The sequence below is a fragment of the Thalassococcus arenae genome (assembly GCF_019104745.1).
GTDB classification, from domain to species: Bacteria; Pseudomonadota; Alphaproteobacteria; order Rhodobacterales; family Rhodobacteraceae; genus Thalassococcus_B; species Thalassococcus_B arenae.
In genome coordinates this window covers 1,406,289-1,422,403 of record NZ_JAHRWL010000001.1, presented here as the reverse complement: position 1 = coordinate 1,422,403, position 16,115 = coordinate 1,406,289, and the positions used below count along the sequence as shown (strand labels likewise).

The window sequence follows — 16,115 nt, the reverse complement described above, 5'->3', positions numbered from 1 at the left end:
CGAAGAAAAGTGGTGCCGCTGAAGGGACTCGAACCCCCGACCCCATCATTACGAATGACGTGCTCTACCAGCTGAGCTACAGCGGCACTTTCTGGTGCGCGGCCTCTTAGCACCGGGGCCGCGCAAGGGGAAGCGGTAAATTGACCGCTCAGGCAGACTTGCGATCGCCGTCGCCCGGGGTCACGTCGATCTCGATCACCGTATTCTCGGCGGCGCCGACAGTGTCTGCATCGTCGTTGTCCAGGGGCGCTTCCCCGCCTTCGGTCGACTTGTCCTCGATCGCTCCGACGATCAACGGCAGCATGTCGGCGCCAGCCGGCAACACGATTTCGGATTGCGGCGGGGTGGTCCAGCTAAGCGTATCGAACGCGGCGCAATTGGTACAGATTGGTGTCCATTCGGCGTGGATCGCGTTGCACTTTTCGCATACCCACTGCGGTCCCCGCGGCGCGGTCAGGGCACGCGCCAGCCAGCCACGAACAACGGCATCAGGCGCGCCTTCGCCCTTTTCGATCGCCGCCATCACCGCCAGGACACGGGCATCCGGATCGGTTTCGGCCAGATCGCCCAGGCTGCGGCGCGCCTCGGGGAAATCCTCGGCCGCCAGGTTCAGTTCGGCCTTGAGCAGACGGGTTTCCCGGTGATCCGGCTTGATCGCCGTCAGCGCGCGGAACCGCTTGAGCCGCTCGGCCGGGGACTCGTCAGGCGCGATTTCGGCAAAGGCCGCGGCAAGATCGGGGTGCGGATGTGCTTCCCACGCCTTTTTCAGGATCCGCGTGGCATAACGCGGCTGGTTCTTGGCGATATAGCCGCGCGCCGCCATGGCGGCCGCCGGGATCAGGTCGGGCGAAGCCTTGTTCGCCTCGATCGCCGCCTCGCGCGCCTCGACGCTCAGATCGTCGTCGATGACATCCTTGGCCTGCGACAGCGCCAGCACCGCGTCGCGCCGCTTGAAGACGTCACGCGGCAACGCACCGTGCTTGAGTTTGGCCGCCAGCGTCTTGCGCGCACCGTCCCATTCGCCGGATTGCGCCTGCAGCCGCAGCAGCACGTCCTGCACTTCTTCATGCTTGGGTTTGATCGCAAAGGCGCGTTCGGCCAGAGCCATCGCGGTCGCCGTGTCGCCGCTGGACAGCTTCTGCTTCATCAGGCCGCGGATGCCGACGAACCGGGTCGCATCGCGCTGCACCAGCCGCTTGTAGACCTCTTCGGCCTTCTTGCCGTCGCCGGCCATTTCGGCAGCCTGGGCAGTCAGCAGATCGGTCAGGTCCGGACGGTGCAGGTATTTCTCGGCCTTTTGCGCCTTGGCCATGGCCATGCGGCCTTCGCCCGAGGCCAGCGCCATCATGCCTTCGCTGAGCGCCTGGAACCCCTTGCGCTCGCGATTGCGGTCGAAATACCGGCTGAGCGCGGTTTCGTCGCCGTTGATGAACTTGAGAACCGCGATCAGCAGGCTGAACAGTTTCAGGAACAGCCAGACCGCACCGATCATCAGAACCAGGGCGATGACCGTACGCAACGGGCTGAGGTTCAGTTCGAAACCGCCGAACGTGATCTGCATGCCGCCATCGCTTTCCATGAGATAGCCGGCGCCCAGCGTCACAGCCGCGACCATCGCGACGAACACAACGATTTTTATCAATGACCAAAGCATGTCCGTACCCTCATTCGGCGTTCAGCGATTGCGCCAGTTCAGACGCCGCAGCCTGCGCGTCGCGCCGCACGCCGGCTTTTGTAATCCATTCGGCCAAGACCGCTTGCCCGCTTTCGGGCAGGGTGGCGATTTCAGTCAACGTGGCGTGGATATCGCCGTTGCGCAGCGCCGCTTCCGCCCGAGACAGGACAGCGTCCGGATCGTCGCCCTCGCGGGGCGTGACCGACCGGACGCCCAATTGCGCCTCAAGGAAACCCGACAGGCCACCGGACGGTGCTTCTGACCGCACCACGCGCAGCGCCTCGCGCGCGTGGACCGGGAATTCGGCGGTCAAGGCCGCAAGCGTCGGGACACCGTCCTGCGCGGTTTCCGAAAGGACGGCGGGCACAGCGACCCCGTTCGCCTCGAGCACGGCAAGCGGTTCGGCCAGGGGTTCGCCCGCCTGCAGGCGCGACATCAGGTCGGCGAGGGCAGCGCGGGATTGCGCGATCTCGGCCTTCTCTTCTGCGCTGGCCTCGGCCTGCAAGGCTTCGCTGGCCATGGCCTCGATCCGGGCGCTTTGCTCGTCGACGGCGGCCTGAAGCTTGGCGATCTCCTGTTGATAGGTTTGCACGGCCCCGGCAGCGGCCGCCTCGACCTCGGCGGTTTGCATGTCGATGGCGGCGCGCAGTTCTTCCAGTTCGCGTTCATAGGCCGCGATGGCCTCGGGCGATACGGCGCCGGCCAGCGGCTGTTTCTCGATCGCGGTAACACGGCTGTCGAAAGCCGCAAGGGCATCGGCCAGGGCGGTCGTTTCGACGCGCGTGGCGTCGAGCGTGCCCCGCAGGTCATCCAGCGCAGCCTGAATAGGCGCGGTATCGACGGCGTCCAGCGTGGTGCGCAGCCCGTCGACCGACGTCGCCGTTTCCGCAAGCTGGCTTGTCAGCCCGTCGATCCGCGTGGCCTGGTCGGACAACGCGGCACGGGTCTCGGTCTCGAACGGGTTTTCCACGTCGGCTTGAGGCAGGTATGTCGCGGCGCCATACCCGATCGCCCCTGCCACCAGCCCGCCCAGAAGCATCGGAACAAAGCCGCCCTTGCGCTCGACCACGGTTTCCCTGACGACCGGCGGCGGCGCCGATGCGCTGACAGCTTCCGGTTCGTCCCCGGCGATCTGGGCAGCATCGTTCGGTTGCGCGCTGTCGTCGGGTGTTGCCGGTGCTTCCGATGCCTTGTCCGCCGCGGTCAGCGCGTCGTCGGTCGCATCGGGGCTGTCGCCTTTGCCCGGCTTCGGCACGCCGTCGCCGTCATCCGCCGCCGCAGAAGCATCCGCCCGACCAGGCGACTCGTCGACGATTTCGGCATCGTCGATCTGCGCATTGTCGGTCTTGTTCTTGTCATCCGCGGATCGCGCATCGCTGCTTTGGGACTTCGTCGTCTTGGCCACCTGCCGAACCTTTCGAATCTCTTGCACCGGACACCCTACAGCGTCCTGCAACGGTTTACACGGCGCTGTCGCGCCCCGACATTGCCCGGGCCTCGCGCAGCAGGGCAACGACACAGGCCGTCATGGCCCTTGCATCCGGCTGTGTCGCCACTCTCAGGACACGACTATGGAGCGGCAACGCGGCCTTGGCCACCGCTTCGCTCATCGCCGCGACAAGAAGCGGCGCAGTGATCCGCCCGTGACTTGCGAACAACGCCGCGGTTCGTGGCGAAAAGATGGGGGCGACAACCGGTTCAGACCCCGAAAGCGCCGACGCCGCGGCGCGCGAGATGGACAACGCACGCTGGTCATAGATCACCGCCTCGGCGGTTTCCAAACCAAGTTCGGTCAACGTTTCGGCAATGTCGCCCGATGTGTGCGCACCGCGCAGGTGCAACAGCGGGGCATCGGGTCGCCGATGCCGGAGCATCTCGATCAGGGCGGCCGAATCGCCGTCGGCCGACTGCGTGGCAAAGCCCGCACGCCGCGCGGCTTTCTCGGTGGCCTTGCCCACCGCGAAGACCGGAAGATCGCGCGGACCGTTCAGGTCGAGATAGGCCGCAACCCCGTTTGCCGATGTGAAGATCAGCCCACGGAAAGCCTCCATCGACGGCAATGAACCGCATGGTTCGATCTGCATGAGCGGCGACACGATCATGCGGAACCCGGTTTCGCCCTGCGTCTTCAACTGGTCGGCGAAACGCGCGGAATCCGGAGCGGGCCGTGTCATCAGCAACCAGGGCAAGTCCGACATGATGTCTCTGCCATTGTGAGGGCGTCTCGACGGTGCTACCTGCTGCGCTCATGCAAGGCAACGGGCACGACGACGCAAGGCTGCCTCCCCTGATCCTGGGGCTGGAAAGCTCGTGCGACGACACTGCTGCCGCGCTGGTTCGCGGACGGACCGTGCTGGCCTCTGTCGTCGTCGGGCAAACCGATCTGCACGCCAGTTTCGGCGGCGTGGTGCCCGAGATCGCCGCCCGCGCCCATGCCGAACGGCTGGATCTGTGCACCGAGCGCGCCCTGCAAGACGCCGGGCTGCCGCTTGCGGCCGTCGACGCCATCGCGGTCACTGCCGGACCGGGGCTGATCGGTGGGGTCCTGTCGGGCGTCATGATCGCCAAGGCGCTGTCCGCAACGCTTGGCAAGCCACTGGTCGGCGTCAACCACCTGGCCGGTCACGCCCTGACCCCGCGGCTGACCGACGATCTGCCCTTTCCCTACCTGTTGTTGCTGGTCTCGGGCGGTCATTGCCAGTTTCTGGTCGTGCGCGGCGCGCAGGATTTCACCCGGCTGGGCGGCACGATCGACGACGCGCCCGGCGAAGCGTTCGACAAGACCGCGCGCATCCTGGGCCTGCCCCAGCCAGGCGGCCCGGCGGTCGAAGCCGAAGCCCGCGGCGGCGATCCCGAACGCTTTGCCCTACCGCGACCGCTGCTGGACCGGCCGGGCTGCGACCTGTCCTTCTCCGGCCTGAAAACCGCCGTGCTGCGTGCCCGCGACGGGCTGGTCGCGGATCAAGGCGGCCTGACGCGGCGCGACCGCGCCGACCTGTGCGCCGCCTTCCAGGCGGCCGTCGCGGATGTGCTGGTGGAAAAGACCCGCCGCGCGATTGCCGTCTATCTTGACGAAGACCCGGCCGAACCCGCCATGTCGATTGCCGGCGGCGTAGCCGCGAACAGCGCCATTCGGGGCGGAATAGAGACGCTTTGTGCCGAAACCGGCCTGCGTTTCACCGCCCCGCCGCTTGCGCTTTGCACCGACAACGCCGCGATGATCGCCTATGCCGGCGGTGCCTTGCTGGCCGAAGGTGTCCGGCACGACATGTCCCTGTCGGCGCGCCCGCGATGGCCCCTGGACAAACACGCCGCGCCGCTTGTCGGATCGGGCAAGAAGGGCGCCAAGGCATGAGCGTCGCGGTTCTGGGTGGGGGCGCTTTCGGCACCGCGCTGGCGATATCGATCGCGCAGGTGCGCCCGGTGATCTTGTGGGCACGCAACGCGCAGGACTGGACCGATCGCCAAAGCCCGCGCTTGCCCGATGCCCCCGTGCCGGACGCGGTCGCCTTGACCGGCGATCTGAAGCGGGCAATCGGGGCCGACACCCTGCTGTTCGCCGTACCGATGCAGAGCCTGTCGGGATTGCTTGCGGCGATCCCGGAGACCTTGCAAGGCAAGGCGCTTGTCGCATGCTGCAAGGGTATCGACCTGCGTACCGGCCAAGGCCCTGCGCATAGACTGGCGGAAACCAAGCCGGAGGCGACAGCGGCGATCCTGACGGGCCCCAGCTTTGCGACCGATATCGCGCGCGGTTTGCCCACCGCCCTGACGCTGGCCTGTGCCGACGACACCGTCGGCCAAGCGCTTCAGACCGAGCTTTCCACGCCGAACCTGCGCCTTTACCGGTCCACAGACGTCGCGGGCGCCGAACTGGGCGGGGCGTTGAAAAACGTGATCGCCATCGCTTCCGGTGCTTGCATGGGTGCCGGTCTGGGCGACAGCGCCCGCGCGGCGCTGATGACCCGCGGCTTTGCCGAGATGATGCGCCTTGCGCTGCATTTCGGGGCGCGCACCGAAACCTTGGCGGGCTTGTCCGGGCTTGGCGATCTGGCGCTGACCTGCACTTCGCCGCTGTCGCGAAATTTTCGCTTCGGCGAGGCCCTCGGGCGTGGTGACACCCCCGATGCCACGATGACGGTAGAAGGTAAGGCGACCGCGCGAGCCGCGCTGGACATCGCCGAAAGGGCCGGCCTGTCGCTGCCGATCACAACCGCGGTTCACGCGATTTCCACTGGCCAGACCAGTGTCGCCGACGCCATACAGGGCCTGCTGGCCCGCCCGCTCAAGGAGGAATGACATGCTGATCGCGCTGATCGCCCGGGACAAGCCCGGCGCCCTGCAAACCCGCAAGGACACGCGCCAGGCGCATCTGGACTATCTGGACGCGACAGGCGTGGTCGCGCAGGCCGGGCCGCTGCTGGGTGACAGTGGCGATATGTGCGGTTCGCTCATCATCCTCGACGTTTCCGACAAGGCCGCGGCGCAGGACTGGGCGGACAACGATCCGTATGCAATAGCCGGCCTGTTCGACAGCGTCGAGTTGATCGAATGGAAACGGGTGATCGGCGGATGAGATACTGGCTGTTCAAATCCGAACCGTCGACCTGGTCCTGGGATCAGCAGGTCGCCAAGGGCGACACGGGCGAGGAATGGGACGGTGTGCGCAATTACCAGGCCCGCAATTTCATGCGCGAGATGGCGGTCGGCGATCGGGGGTTCTTTTACCATTCGCAAAGCGAAAAGGCGGTGGTCGGCACGGTCGAGGTGATTGCCGAAGCGCATCCCGACAGCACGACCGACGACGACCGCTGGGAATGCGTGGATATCAGGGCGCTGCACGCCGCCAAGACACCGGTGACGCTGGACCAGATCAAAGCCGATCCGCGCCTGTCAGACATGGTTCTGGTCAAGAATTCCCGGCTGTCGGTCCAACCGGTGTCAAAAGCGGAGTGGCAGATTATCTGCGACATGGCCGGATTGCCGGGCTGACAGCCTTCTATTCGGAGCCCGCGAAACATGGCAGGCTTTCCTTACCGGAAGGAGGAAAGACCATGGGATTGATCTCGGTTCTCGCCGCGGCGGCGGCATCTTGGGCATTCGGGGCGGTCTGGTACATGGCACTTGCCAGGCCCTGGATGGCCGCGTCGGGCGTTGCGGTCGGCGCGGACGGCAAGCCCGCCAACAGCAGCAATCCGATGCCGTTTGTGGTCAGCCTGGCCTGCGCCGTCCTGGTCGCCGGCATGATGCGCCACAATTTCGCGTTGTCCGGCGTCGACACGGTGGGCAAGGGTCTGGTTTCGGGTCTGGGCATCGGCCTGTTCCTGGCCACGCCGTGGATCGCGACGAATTACGCCTTTGCCGGACGCCCCGCCAGACTGACATTGATCGACGGCGGCTATGCCACGATCGGCTGTGCGATCATGGGGCTTGTGTTGACGTTGCTATGAGGCAGCTTGGCAAAAACAGGGGGCCCGGATCAGTCCGAACCCCCTGCCACCCCACGTGCTCCCAAGCACCACACGTGAACTGATATTCCGGGTTCGGCCATCCTGGCGCGAACAAGAGGACACTAAGCGAAAACCGCCGATCCGGCAAATCCCGAGTGTCTAAAATGAAACGAAAAGGCCCCCGGAAACCGGAGGCCTTTCACAAGGATATCGCACCGCTCAGCGGTAGACGGATTCCTTGCCGAAATGCTTGGTCAGCATGTAGTAGACGACCGCGCGGTACTTGTTGCGCTCGGACCGGCCATAGGTCTCGATAACCGAATTGATCGCGTCCATCAGCTGCGGGCCATCTGCAAGGCCCAGCTTCTTGATGAGAAAGTTGTTCTTGACGGTTTCCAGCTCGCCTTCCTGGCCAGCGGCGACGGTCGACGCATCGGCGTTGTAGATCGCCGGGCCGCAACCGATGGTCACCTTGGTCAGAAGGTCCATGTCCGGCTGCATGCCGCACTTGTTGCGCAGATCGTCAGCATATTTCGCGATCAGTTCGTCTCGTTTTCCCATGAAAACATCTCCCCTCGTTCGGGTTCTACCCGTTGAATTGCAGACCGCCGGACACCCAACATCCGGCGCTGCGGCAATGCTTACCGCAGATTGACCGCAAAACAATGGTTAATCCGCCACGGGAATTCCCCCGGAGCGCAAGGCTCCGGGGTCGCGCTCAATAGCGGTAATGCTCGGGTTTGAACGGGCCTTCGGGCGCTACGCCGATATAGGCGGCCTGTTCGGGCGCCAGTTTCGTCAGCTTGACCCCGATCCGGTCCAGATGCAGCCGCGCGACCTTTTCATCGAGGTGCTTGGGCAGAATGTAGACCTCGTTTCCGTAGTTCGCGCCGTTCTTCCAAAGCTCGATCTGCGCCAGAACCTGGTTGGTGAAACTGGCCGACATCACGAAGGACGGATGACCCGTCGCATTGCCGAGATTCAGCAGGCGTCCTTCGGACAGCAGGATGATCCGGTTGCCCGAGGGCATCTCGATCATGTCCACCTGTTCCTTGATGTTGGTCCACTTGTGGTTCTTCAGCGCGGCGACCTGAATTTCATTGTCGAAATGACCGATGTTGCCGACGATGGCCATGTCCTTCATCTCGCGCATGTGCTCGATGCGGATCACGTCCTTGTTGCCGGTGGTGGTGATGAAGATATCCGCGGTGGAAACCACATCCTCCAGCAGCACGACCTCGAAACCGTCCATGGCCGCCTGCAATGCGCAGATCGGGTCGACCTCGGTGACTTTCACGCGTGCACCTGCCCCACGCAGAGACGCGGCCGAGCCTTTGCCGACGTCGCCGTAACCCATGACCACGGCGACCTTGCCCGCCATCATGGTGTCGGTGGCGCGGCGAATACCGTCGACCAGGGATTCCTTGCAGCCGTATTTGTTGTCGAATTTCGACTTGGTGACGCTGTCATTCACGTTGATCGCAGGGAAGGGAAGCTGACCCTTCTTCACCAGATCGTACAGGCGATGCACCCCGGTGGTCGTCTCTTCGGAGACGCCCTTGATCTGGTCGCGCACTTTCGTGAACCAGCCCGGAGAAGCCGCCATCCGCTTGGCGATCTGTTTCTTGATCACCTCTTCCTCTTCGGAGGTGGGCACGGGAATGATCTCTTCGCCCGCTTCGGCACGGGCACCGAGCAGGACATAGAGCGTCGCATCGCCACCGTCATCGAGGATCATGTTCGGGCCGTCCGCGAACAGGAACGACTTGTCCAGATAGTCCCAGTGCTCTTCCAGCGACTGCCCCTTGACGGCGAAGACCGGCACACCGGCCCGGGCGATCGCCGCCGCCGCGTGATCCTGGGTCGAAAAGATGTTGCACGACGCCCAACGGACATCCGCACCCAGCGCGACCAGCGTTTCGATCAGCACGCCGGTCTGGATCGTCATGTGCAAAGACCCGACGATCCGTGCGCCTTTCAATGGCTTTTCGGTGCCGTATTCATCCCGCAACGCCATCAGGCCGGGCATCTCGGTTTCGGCGATATCCAGTTCCTTGCGGCCGAAATCGGCCAGGGCGATGTCCTTGACGACGTAATCCTGTGACATGCGAACTCCTTGGTTTGAAGGCGGAGGTAGCACCAGTTGTTTGACTTGGCAAACCGTCTAGGATGCCCCTCAACGCAAAAGAAAAGAATTGGTGCAGCAGGCATGAACGAATGCGTCGCGACCGAACACCTGGAACACATCACGCTGACGGACGGCCCCGCGCCCGAGGTCGACCACCTTCTCGCGTCGAACCGCTATGGCAGCTATTGCATCCCGCGTGCCTTCCTTCGGCGCGAGGTGCCGACGATGCTGCGCGCCGGACAGGTCTACGAGCCCGAAACGCTGGCCTTCCTGCGCCGGCATTTGGGCACGGGAGATATCGTGACCGGGGGTGCCTTTGTCGGGGATTTTCTGCCGGCGCTTCACGAGGTGTTGGCGCCCGGCACGCTGCTGCACACCTTCGAGCCGTTCCCCGACAGCTTCGACGCAGCGGCCTACACCTGTCGGCTGAACGGGCTGGACCGGGTGATCCTGCATCGCTGCGCAGTCGGCGCCCAGGCATCGATCCTGCCCTTGGCGATCAGCCGCGGCGCGCAGAAGAAAAGCCTGGCCGCCGGAATGCATATCCTGCGCGACGAAGACGACGGCGAACGCCATGAAAAAATCTCGGTGCCGGTTCTGACCATCGACGCGTTGGTGCCCGATACGCGCAGGGTTTCGGTGCTGCACCTGGATGTCGAAGGCCACGAGACCGAAGCGCTGCGAGGCGCCGCGCGGTTGCTGGCAACGAACAAGCCGCTGGTGCTGTTGGAAGGCGACCGGCCGGCGAATTTGCGAGAATACATCGCTGCGCTGGATGCGCTGGCGCCCGACGCGAAATACACCTTTGCCGGGGCGATCGAGAAGAACGCGATCTTCCGTCCGATGGCGGCGCTGGCCTGAAGGCTGGACAAACCCGGTTGCGTCCATACCCTGCCGCCGAAACAAGACCGAAATCGGAGACTTGCCGTGCCATCACGCACACCCCGCGCCTGGCAAAGGATGCTGTCGGGCCGAAGGCTCGACCTGCTCGATCCGACGCCGATGGATATCGAGATCGAAGACATCGCCCACGGTCTGGCCTTTGTCGCCCGCTGGAACGGTCAGACACGGGGTGATTTCGCCTATTCCGTGGCCGAGCATTCCATTCTCGTCGAAGAGATCTTTTCGCGGATGGTGCGAAACGCGGGGCCTGCCGCAAGGCTGACTGCCCTGCTGCACGACGCTCCGGAATACGTGATTGGCGACATGATTTCGCCGGTGAAATCCGCGGTCGGCCCGGCCTACGGCGCGCTGGACGACCGGCTGGCCGCGGCAGTGCATATCCGCTTTGGCCTGCCGGCCATCACGCCGGCGCCCTTGAAGAAGCTGATCAAGAAGGCAGACCGCATCAGCGCCTGGATGGAAGCGACGCAGATCGCAGGGTTCACCCGCGCCGAAGCCGACAAGTTCTTTGGCGCGCCGGATCTCGACCTGATCGCAGACCTTGCGATCCGTCTGCGCCCGCCGCTCGAGGTGCGCACCGATTTCACGACACGCCACCAGACGCTGCTGGACGCGATATGACCCTGACCGTTCGGGACATGCAGCGCAGCGACGTTCCCGCCTGCGTTGACATCATCAACCACATCATCGCCCTGGGCGGCAGCACCGCGCATGAGGAGCCTTTCGACAAAGACAGCTTTGCCACCGAGTATTTCCGCGATCCCGCCGTGGCGAATGTCGTTCTGTCGGGTGACAGGATCGTCGGCTTCCAGGCCGCTTTCGATGTCGGCGACGGCCTCTATTCCATCGGCAGCTTCACCGACAGAAAGCACCCGGTGCGCGGCGCCGGACGTGCCCTGTTCGACAAGACCCTGGCCGATTGCCGCGCGCGCGGCGGCGTCGCGATCCTGGCCAAGATCACCGCAGACAACGCCCTTGGCCTGACCTTCTACAGCCGGATGGGGTTCAGGGATTTCGAGGTCTGGTCGGACGACCACGTCCGCCCCGACGGCACTTCGGTTGACCGCATCGTCAAGCGGTTCCCGCTATGACTGTGCCCGGCAGGCGACGCGGCCCTTCCCGAAAAGGTGCCGCGCCCTTTGCGGTTCGCCCCGCGGGTCGGCTCGATTGCCGCGATATCGCCGTTCTGCTGAACGAGATCGTGGCAGCGGGTGGAACAACAGCGGTTTGCGCACCGCTGACGGCGGCGGACATCGCCAAGTGGATGCAAGGCGCTCCGGACAGATCGGCCTGGCACGTGGCCGAGGATGATCACGGCGATATCCTGGGCTTTCAATATGTCGAACCCCATCCTGGCCTGCCGCCGGACTGTTGCGACATTGCGACTTATGTGCGGTCCGGTGTCACCGGGATCGGGATCGGGTCCGCCTTGTTCGACGCTTCGCGGCGCGCCGCCCGACAACTGGGCTATGCGGCCATCATTGCGGTGATCCGCACCGACAACGCCGGAGGGCTGGCATATTACCAAAGCCGTGGCTTCGAAGACTGGAAGACATGGGCAGACGCCCCGATCGCCCCTCGGATCATGAAACGCTACGACCTTTAACCCGGCATACCGATGTCAGCGTGGGCTGCGCTTGGCCAGGATGCGTTGCAGGGTCCGGCGGTGCATGTTCAGTCGCCGCGCGGTTTCCGAGACGTTGCGGTCGCACAGCTCGTAGACCCGCTGGATATGTTCCCACCGCACGCGGTCGGCGCTCATCGGGTTCTCCGGTGGCGGCGGCAGGTCGTCGTTCTTGGCCAGCAGCGCGTTGGTGATGTCGGTGGCATCGGCGGGTTTCGACAGATAATCCGTGGCGCCGATCTTGACCGCAGCCACTGCGGTGGCGATCGCGCCATAGCCCGTCAGCACAACGACCCGGCTATCGGGTCGCTTGTTTCGAAGCACTTCGACCACGTCCAGCCCGTTGCCGTCTTCGAGCCGCAAATCGACGACGGCAAAGGCCGGCGGGCGGGCAGTCGCGATGGCCGTGCCAGCGGCCACGGATGCGGCGGTTTCCACTTCGAACCCGCGCTTTTCCATCGCTTTCGCCAGTCGCCTCAGGAACGGTTCGTCATCGTCCACCAAAAGCAGCGATCGGTCCTCGCCGATATCTTCAAGCCGTTCCGCCAAAGCCCGCTCCTCCCGGCAATGCCTTTATCCCCAAGGAGTATTAGCCCCGCCCCCAGCGGCGGTCAAACACCGATGAGATGTGGTCAGGCCGCGTCGACGAAGCACGCGACGCGGTCGGCCATCTCCTGGGGCGAAACCTCGCGGCGGAAAAACTCGACGAAACCGTGTTCGGGCAGCACGAGATAGGTGAATGTCGAATGGTCGACGAGATAGAATTCGTCCTCGGCGTCATGTGCCTTGTAATAGGTGCGGTAGGCCTTCGAAGCGGCCGAGACCTGTTCGGGCGAACCGGTCAAGCCGATCATCCGATCGTGCAGATTGGCCGCGAATTCGCCCACCACCTGCGGCGTGTCCCGGGTCGGGTCGATGGAAATGAAGATCGGCGTGACCATGTGCCCCTGCGCCTCGAGCAGATCGACCGCCTCGGCGTTGCGATAGGTATCGAGCGGACAGACATCGGGGCAGAAGGTATAGCCGAAATAGATCAGGCTGGGGCCGGTGATGACATCGGCATCGGTTACCGTCTCGCCTTGCGCGTTCAGCAATTCGAACGGGCCGCCGATCTGCGTCGTGCCGCCGGCGACGGCACCGGTGCGGCAATCGGCGAACTGGTCCGACGCGCCGCCGAAACCGGCAAGATAGACACCGCCCAACAGCGCCACAACGGCAACCCCTGCGGAAATCGCGGCAATCCGGCTCATCTCGACTCTCCCATTGCGCCCGGCCCGATCAGACCTAACCATTGTCAAAGCGGACACAAGTGACGAAAAGGCGCACATGACCGACAGCGAACTCGGATTCTTCGGGGAACAGCGGCGCAGCAACTTCATACGCTTGCGCACCATGATCCTGTTGCGATGGTTCGCCATCGTCGGGCAACTGACCGCGATCACCGTAGCGCAGCGGCTTTACAACCTGCAGCTTGAACTGGGCCTGTGCTACCTGGCCGTCGGTGTGTCGGTGATCGGCAACCTGATCGCGATAGCCGTGTTTCCGGAAAACAAGCGCCTGAGCGAGACCGAAAACCTGCTGATGGTCATGTTCGACCTGCTGCAACTGTGTTTCCTGCTGTTCCTGACCGGCGGGCTGCACAACCCGTTCTCGCTGCTGGTTCTGGGACCGGTCACGGTATCGGCGACGGTGCTGACCCTGCGGTCGACCCTTCTTTTGGGGACGACGGCCTTTGTCCTGGTTTCGACCATGGTGTTCTATCACCTGCCGTTGCGGACCGACATGGGTTTTATCATGCGGGTGCCCGACATCTTTGTCTTTGGCCAATGGGCGGCGATCACCATCGCGTTGATCTTCATCTCGATCTATGCGCGCCGGATCTCGCGGGAAATGCATGCCATGTCGGATGCTTTGTCTGCGACGCAGATGGCCCTGGCCCGGGCGCAAAAGCTGAACGATCTCGGAGGCGTCGTCGCAGCCGCGGCGCATGAACTGGGAACGCCGCTTGCCACCATCAAACTGACATCGGCGGAACTGATCGAGGAACTGGACGACAAGCCCGAATTGCAGGAGGACGCGCGGCTGATCCGTGACCAGGCCGACCGCTGTCGAGATATCCTGCGGTCGATGGGGCGCGCCGGCAAAGACGATCTTCACATGCGGCAAGCCCCGCTGGCCGAGGTGATCCGCGAAGCCGCCGAACCGCACCAGGGACGCGGAAAGGAAATCCTGATCGAACTGGCCATCGGTCCGGGAGGCGACGCCGCGCAGCCGATGATCCTGCGCAGACCCGAGATCATCCATGGCATGCGCAACCTCGTGCAGAACGCGGTGGACTTCGCACGGTCCACCATCTGGATCGAGGCGCTCTGGACAGACGATATCGTGTCGGTGCGCATCCTCGACGACGGGCGTGGGTTCCCGCCGCACCTGATCGGACGCATCGGCGATCCCTTCGTCCGCAAGCGCCGGTCCGAAACCGACCGCAAGACGCGCCCGGAATACGAGGGCATGGGGCTGGGTCTGTTCATTGCGAAGACGCTGCTTGAACGTACCGGCGCACAGCTGAGCTTTGCCAACGGGTCCGACCCTTTTTCAACCGAAACGCTCGAGCGGCGCGGAGCCATCGTCGAGGTGGTTTGGCCGCGCGAAAAGATCGTGTCCGAGGCAGCAAGCCACGGAACCGCGTTGGGCGAGAACCGTCCGATCGAAGTTTAACAGGTTCGTTAACCCGTGTTTAACTCCGATTGACTAGCCGTTTCGGTACAGGAACGGAGGGTTCTGCATGTCCGAGTGGATGGCCATGGGGCTTGGAGCCGGTGCGGGTTTTGTCGCGCTTGCCCTTTCGGTGTTCTCCCGGCCAGGCCGACACACACGCTCGCCCATGCCAGAGGCTCGGCCGGATGACGAAGTGGCGTTCCTGCTAGGCGACGGCGTGGTCATCCATTGCACCCCGGCAGCCGAATCCCTGCTTCCGACCGGTCTGCGGCCGGAAACCGATTGGGCGGCGTTGTACCGGATCCTCGAACCGCGGTTTCCGACCCTTCCGGCGGCAATGCCGCAACAGGCCGGCACCTTTGCCGCGGCGGACGATCCCGATGTGCAGCTTCGCTGCGTGCCTGTCGGTGGCATGATACGGATGGTTCTCGAAGCACCGCCATTGACCCCGGGCGACCGCCATCGGTTGGCTGTCGACCAATGCCTGCTGTCCCATCTCAGGGCCGCGGCCGACATCATGCCATCGCCGGCCTGGCGGAGCACGGCTGACGGGCGCACGGTGTGGCGCAATGCGGCGTACGATGCGGTCTGTTTCGGACTGGGACAAGATCCGGAAACGGAATGCCCGTTCGATCTGACCCGCACCGACAAGGGCGCGGCGGACGCCACGCGGGTGGCGCTGACCATCGACGGCAAGGCTCGCTGGTTCGAGGTGACCACACATGCGCTGGAGGATGGCGAATTCCATCATTTCGCCCATGCGATCGACACCGTCATCGAAGCCGAGATCGCACAACGCAACTTCGTGCAGACCCTGACCAAGACCTTTGCCCATCTGCCCATCGGCCTCGCGGTCTTCGACCGCAACCGGCAGCTGGTTCTGTTCAATCCCGCGCTTGTCGACCTGACCAGCCTTCCGGTCGGTTTTCTCAGCGGCCGGCCCAACCTGATGAGCTTCTTCGACCACATGCGCGACAAACGCATCATGCCGGAGCCGAAGAACTATCAATCCTGGCGCGTACAGCTCAGCGATGTGGTCGATGCCGCCCGAGACGATCGGTACTGCGAGACGTGGAACCTGCCCTCGGGCCTGACCTACAAGATCACCGGTCGACCGCACCCGGACGGCGCCGTTGCCTTCCTGATGGAAGACATCAGCTCCGAGATCACGTTGACACGGCAATTCCGGTCCGAACTCGAACTCAGCCAGGCGGTCATCGAGACGCTGGAGGATCCGGTGGCGGTGTTTTCCCAATTGGGCGTGCTGACCTTCTGCAACGAAGCCTATCGCGAACTTTGGCAAACCGATCCAGACAGCGCCTTTGCCGACACCACGATCGGCGACGCGACCCAGATTTGGCAACAGGCCTGCCAGCCCAGCCCGATCTGGGGCGAAATCCGCGAATTCGTGACGATCCTGACCGACCGCGTTCAATGGGAATCCGAGGTTGCGCACAAGACCGGCGCGCGGCTGCTGTGCCGGGTAGAACCGCTGATCGCCGGGGCCACCCTGGTGCGGTTCACCGAAATCACTGCGCGCAACGCCACGGTCCCTTCCGATCGGGTGGAAACCGTCTGAACCGGCTTGCAGCCCCCTGACAGGGCGATAATCTGCGC

General features: G+C 64.1%; 18 protein-coding genes and 1 tRNA gene. 11 read left to right on the top strand and 8 right to left on the bottom strand.

Annotated features, from left to right (window positions below):
* Positions 1 to 10 precede the first annotated feature (10 nt).
* From KUH32_RS07060 to KUH32_RS07045, 4 genes are all read right to left on the bottom strand, one after another.
* A tRNA-Thr gene (locus KUH32_RS07060) sits at positions 11 to 86 on the bottom strand.
* A 62-nt stretch (positions 87 to 148) separates the two neighbouring features.
* Positions 149 to 1,654 carry a heme biosynthesis protein HemY gene (locus KUH32_RS07055; protein WP_217777329.1) on the bottom strand — a complete coding sequence of 502 codons (1,506 nt, stop codon included), beginning with the start codon at positions 1,652 to 1,654 and terminating at the stop codon, positions 149 to 151.
* A 10-nt stretch (positions 1,655 to 1,664) separates the two neighbouring features.
* Complete coding sequence (locus KUH32_RS07050; RefSeq protein WP_217777328.1) at positions 1,665 to 3,080, bottom strand: COG4223 family protein; 1,416 nt, start codon at positions 3,078 to 3,080, stop codon at positions 1,665 to 1,667.
* Positions 3,081 to 3,135: 55 nt separating this feature from the next.
* Positions 3,136 to 3,873: a uroporphyrinogen-III synthase gene (locus KUH32_RS07045; protein ID WP_217777327.1), complete on the bottom strand. Its 738-nt coding sequence runs from the start codon at positions 3,871 to 3,873 to the stop codon at positions 3,136 to 3,138.
* Between the two features lie 50 nt (positions 3,874 to 3,923).
* Between KUH32_RS07045 and tsaD the strand changes: the two genes are divergently transcribed.
* The 5 genes from tsaD (at position 3,924) to KUH32_RS07020 (ending at position 7,125) form a co-directional block, all read left to right on the top strand.
* The gene (gene tsaD / locus KUH32_RS07040) at positions 3,924 to 5,030 is read left to right on the top strand and encodes a tRNA (adenosine(37)-N6)-threonylcarbamoyltransferase complex transferase subunit TsaD (RefSeq protein WP_217777326.1); all 1,107 of its coding nucleotides are present in this window, start codon (positions 3,924 to 3,926) and stop codon (positions 5,028 to 5,030) included.
* Complete coding sequence (locus KUH32_RS07035) at positions 5,027 to 5,974, top strand: NAD(P)H-dependent glycerol-3-phosphate dehydrogenase (protein ID WP_217777325.1); 948 nt, start codon at positions 5,027 to 5,029, stop codon at positions 5,972 to 5,974. Before tsaD ends, KUH32_RS07035 begins: the two co-directional genes overlap by 4 nt.
* 1 nt (position 5,975) lies before the next feature.
* The gene (locus KUH32_RS07030) at positions 5,976 to 6,251 is read left to right on the top strand and encodes a YciI family protein (protein ID WP_217777324.1); all 276 of its coding nucleotides are present in this window, start codon (positions 5,976 to 5,978) and stop codon (positions 6,249 to 6,251) included.
* Positions 6,248 to 6,667, top strand: coding sequence for an EVE domain-containing protein (locus tag KUH32_RS07025; protein WP_217777323.1), 420 nt, complete (start codon positions 6,248 to 6,250; stop codon positions 6,665 to 6,667). Before KUH32_RS07030 ends, KUH32_RS07025 begins: the two co-directional genes overlap by 4 nt.
* Before the next feature lie 62 nt (positions 6,668 to 6,729).
* Positions 6,730 to 7,125: a DUF1761 domain-containing protein gene (locus tag KUH32_RS07020; protein WP_217777322.1), complete on the top strand. Its 396-nt coding sequence runs from the start codon at positions 6,730 to 6,732 to the stop codon at positions 7,123 to 7,125.
* A 219-nt stretch (positions 7,126 to 7,344) separates the two neighbouring features.
* Here KUH32_RS07020 and KUH32_RS07015 read toward each other — a convergent pair whose 3' ends face one another.
* Positions 7,345 to 7,686 carry a DUF2853 family protein gene (locus tag KUH32_RS07015; protein WP_217777321.1) on the bottom strand — a complete coding sequence of 114 codons (342 nt, stop codon included), beginning with the start codon at positions 7,684 to 7,686 and terminating at the stop codon, positions 7,345 to 7,347.
* Positions 7,687 to 7,843: 157 nt separating this feature from the next.
* A complete protein-coding gene (gene ahcY / locus KUH32_RS07010) occupies positions 7,844 to 9,232 on the bottom strand; it encodes an adenosylhomocysteinase (RefSeq protein WP_217777320.1) in 1,389 nt (462 codons plus the stop codon).
* Between the two features lie 102 nt (positions 9,233 to 9,334).
* Between ahcY and KUH32_RS07005 the strand changes: the two genes are divergently transcribed.
* The 4 genes from KUH32_RS07005 (at position 9,335) to KUH32_RS06990 (ending at position 11,762) form a co-directional block, all read left to right on the top strand.
* Positions 9,335 to 10,114, top strand: a complete 780-nt coding sequence (locus KUH32_RS07005; RefSeq protein ID WP_217777319.1) for an FkbM family methyltransferase — start codon at positions 9,335 to 9,337, stop codon at positions 10,112 to 10,114.
* Between the two features lie 99 nt (positions 10,115 to 10,213).
* Positions 10,214 to 10,777 (top strand): HD domain-containing protein, encoded by a 564-nt coding sequence (locus tag KUH32_RS07000; protein ID WP_217778347.1) that lies wholly within the window; start codon positions 10,214 to 10,216, stop codon positions 10,775 to 10,777.
* Positions 10,774 to 11,247, top strand: a complete 474-nt coding sequence (locus KUH32_RS06995; protein WP_217777318.1) for a GNAT family N-acetyltransferase — start codon at positions 10,774 to 10,776, stop codon at positions 11,245 to 11,247. Before KUH32_RS07000 ends, KUH32_RS06995 begins: the two co-directional genes overlap by 4 nt.
* Complete coding sequence (locus KUH32_RS06990; protein WP_217777317.1) at positions 11,244 to 11,762, top strand: GNAT family N-acetyltransferase; 519 nt, start codon at positions 11,244 to 11,246, stop codon at positions 11,760 to 11,762. Before KUH32_RS06995 ends, KUH32_RS06990 begins: the two co-directional genes overlap by 4 nt.
* A 15-nt stretch (positions 11,763 to 11,777) precedes the next feature.
* Here the strand turns inward: KUH32_RS06990 and KUH32_RS06985 are convergent, their stop codons facing one another.
* A complete protein-coding gene (locus KUH32_RS06985) occupies positions 11,778 to 12,329 on the bottom strand; it encodes an ActR/PrrA/RegA family redox response regulator transcription factor (protein ID WP_217777316.1) in 552 nt (183 codons plus the stop codon).
* Positions 12,330 to 12,412: 83 nt separating this feature from the next.
* On the bottom strand, positions 12,413 to 13,030 hold the full coding sequence (locus tag KUH32_RS06980) for an SCO family protein (RefSeq protein WP_217777315.1): 618 nt from the start codon (positions 13,028 to 13,030) through the stop codon (positions 12,413 to 12,415).
* 76 nt (positions 13,031 to 13,106) lie between these two features.
* Between KUH32_RS06980 and regB the strand changes: the two genes are divergently transcribed.
* Together regB and KUH32_RS06970 are read left to right on the top strand one after the other, a co-directional pair.
* On the top strand, positions 13,107 to 14,498 hold the full coding sequence (gene regB / locus KUH32_RS06975; RefSeq protein ID WP_217777314.1) for a sensor histidine kinase RegB: 1,392 nt from the start codon (positions 13,107 to 13,109) through the stop codon (positions 14,496 to 14,498).
* A 193-nt stretch (positions 14,499 to 14,691) separates the two neighbouring features.
* A complete protein-coding gene (locus KUH32_RS06970) occupies positions 14,692 to 16,077 on the top strand; it encodes a PAS-domain containing protein (RefSeq protein ID WP_348541094.1) in 1,386 nt (461 codons plus the stop codon).
* The last annotated feature ends 38 nt before the right edge of the window (positions 16,078 to 16,115 follow it).

Coding starts and splice junctions, on each gene's coding strand:
- KUH32_RS07030 (WP_217777324.1), top strand. CDS start 5,976: ATGCTGATCGCGCTGATCGCCCGGGACAAGCCCGGCGCCCTGCAAACC.
- KUH32_RS07025 (WP_217777323.1), top strand. CDS start 6,248: ATGAGATACTGGCTGTTCAAATCCGAACCGTCGACCTGGTCCTGGGAT.
- KUH32_RS07015 (WP_217777321.1), bottom strand. CDS start 7,686: ATGGGAAAACGAGACGAACTGATCGCGAAATATGCTGACGATCTGCGC.
- KUH32_RS07045 (WP_217777327.1), bottom strand. CDS start 3,873: ATGTCGGACTTGCCCTGGTTGCTGATGACACGGCCCGCTCCGGATTCC.
- regB (WP_217777314.1), top strand. CDS start 13,107: ATGACCGACAGCGAACTCGGATTCTTCGGGGAACAGCGGCGCAGCAAC.
- ahcY (WP_217777320.1), bottom strand. CDS start 9,232: ATGTCACAGGATTACGTCGTCAAGGACATCGCCCTGGCCGATTTCGGC.
- KUH32_RS07020 (WP_217777322.1), top strand. CDS start 6,730: ATGGGATTGATCTCGGTTCTCGCCGCGGCGGCGGCATCTTGGGCATTC.
- tsaD (WP_217777326.1), top strand. CDS start 3,924: ATGCAAGGCAACGGGCACGACGACGCAAGGCTGCCTCCCCTGATCCTG.
- KUH32_RS07035 (WP_217777325.1), top strand. CDS start 5,027: ATGAGCGTCGCGGTTCTGGGTGGGGGCGCTTTCGGCACCGCGCTGGCG.
- KUH32_RS07055 (WP_217777329.1), bottom strand. CDS start 1,654: ATGCTTTGGTCATTGATAAAAATCGTTGTGTTCGTCGCGATGGTCGCG.
- KUH32_RS07000 (WP_217778347.1), top strand. CDS start 10,214: ATGCTGTCGGGCCGAAGGCTCGACCTGCTCGATCCGACGCCGATGGAT.
- KUH32_RS06995 (WP_217777318.1), top strand. CDS start 10,774: ATGACCCTGACCGTTCGGGACATGCAGCGCAGCGACGTTCCCGCCTGC.
- KUH32_RS06990 (WP_217777317.1), top strand. CDS start 11,244: ATGACTGTGCCCGGCAGGCGACGCGGCCCTTCCCGAAAAGGTGCCGCG.
- KUH32_RS06980 (WP_217777315.1), bottom strand. CDS start 13,030: ATGAGCCGGATTGCCGCGATTTCCGCAGGGGTTGCCGTTGTGGCGCTG.
- KUH32_RS07005 (WP_217777319.1), top strand. CDS start 9,335: ATGAACGAATGCGTCGCGACCGAACACCTGGAACACATCACGCTGACG.